The organism is bacterium (genome assembly GCA_037131655.1).
Lineage (GTDB): Bacteria > Armatimonadota > Fimbriimonadia > Fimbriimonadales > JBAXQP01 > JBAXQP01.
This window is the reverse complement of the sequence record JBAXQP010000465.1, coordinates 1-1,656: the sequence shown is the minus strand read 5'-3', so window position 1 is coordinate 1,656 and position 1,656 is coordinate 1. Positions and strand designations below refer to the sequence as shown.

Annotated in this window: 2 protein-coding genes; one reads left to right on the top strand and one right to left on the bottom strand. The window is 48.4% G+C overall.

From position 1 onward, the window contains the following. On the top strand, positions 1–917 hold a 917-nt coding region (locus tag WCO51_13655; GenBank protein ID MEI6514299.1), incomplete at its 5' end, for a class I tRNA ligase family protein. 16 nt (positions 918–933) lie between these two features. Here WCO51_13655 and WCO51_13650 read toward each other — a convergent pair. Then, a partial coding sequence (locus tag WCO51_13650) for a DUF1559 domain-containing protein (GenBank protein MEI6514298.1) occupies positions 934–1,656 on the bottom strand: 723 nt, incomplete at its 5' end.

The following is a 1,656-nucleotide window of genomic DNA, read 5'->3' as shown; positions in this document are numbered from 1 at the left end:
TTGATGAGCCGTTCGCGAAACTGCGCAATCAGGGAATGCTTCTCGCCAATACCCCAGGCCGACCTGCTTTTGATGATGAAGTTAAAGAAGTCGAAGACGATGAAACCGGAAGCGAGTGGGTTCCCCTTACCCCTGAAGAGCGCGAAACCTACCCATCGGACAAGACAACTTGGAAATACGTCAAAATGTCCAAATCACTCCGTAATGTGGTCACGCCCGATGAGGTCGCCGATAAATACGGAGCAGATGCCCTGCGAGTGTATGAACTGTTCGTAGCTCCTTTTGATCAGGCCATTCAGTGGGATGACAAGGGCGTGCAGGGAGCTTATCGGTTCCTTTCGCGTGTTTGGAGACTGCTGACCGAATTCAGGCCCTCTTATGATATGTCATGGCGCGTGTCGATAGCTCTGGCAGAGACAACCACAGAAATCAAAGCGCTACGTCGTAAGACCCACCAGACCCTACGACAGGTTCAAAGTGATATCGAGGAGTTCCGATTCAATACTGCCGTTGCCAGGATTATGGAATGGGTTAATGTCATGAGCGATTTCAAAGCAGGTAATGAAGCCGACCGCGCTGCTATGAGTGAAGCTGCTGAATATCTCATCTTCACCCTTGCGCCTATCGCGCCGCATCTAGCGGATGAGATGCTTGAGGAATATGACATCCCAGGCTTTACGTTCAACTATCCGATGCCAAAAGCCGAGGATGCGCTTGCTGCGGAAGAAGATGTAACAATCGCCATTCAGGTTAATGGCAAGCTCAGAGATACAATCTACGTCCCCATCGACACCACCGACGAGGATCTCCAACGCCTAGCCCTAGCCAGCCCCAAGATCATAACTCACACCGAAGGCAAAACAATACGCCGAGTGATTGTAGTGCCAAAGAAACTAGTTAATATTGTGGCGAATTAGGGAGTATGGAAAGCCATTACATATACTCTGCGTAGCTTCCCCAAGCTTTGCCAGTGCAGCGGCCACCCCAAGGCTCGGAACAATTATCAGTGGTCCAGCATGCTTCTGTGGCAGCTTGATCTTTAGCAACATCAGACCACATTTGAGAGGGATAAATAGTTCTGCGAAGATTAAGAGCTTGAACGTGACCATCGCAAAAGGCCCAGTTCATGATCTTTCCCCCGTGAACATTGAAACCAGCGACAAGTAGTTTTGTCCTTGGATCCGTTAGCATGCTGCCTTGGTTATAATAATTTAAATCTGGTACTTTTAGCCTAGATTCGACCAGCATAATAAGGCTTGCGGGTGCTTGGATTTCCGCGTAATTTCTTGGCCGTGCGGGGCTCAAGCGTCCTTCATGAAAATACCATCCGTTCACAGCATAACTCGCAGGTATCCACTGAGCTTTTGGATAATTGCGATTCGTTTCATCTCCTGGCGTGGTGCCCAGATTCCATACATCGCTTTGAGATAAAAGAGCCCACTTATTTGAAGGGCATTCCCTTGACGCATAATTCTTCACATAGCTCCAAATAGCGCGACGCCAATTGTAACGATATTGGTAAGATGAACCGTCATTCGGGTTATCGCGGAAACGGCTATAGGGGAACTTCTCGTTCCAATCTGACAAATAAGTAAACAAAGCTTTGCTGATTTGCCCTTGGTTTGAGATACACGTCACCTGACGCGCTTTTTCTCT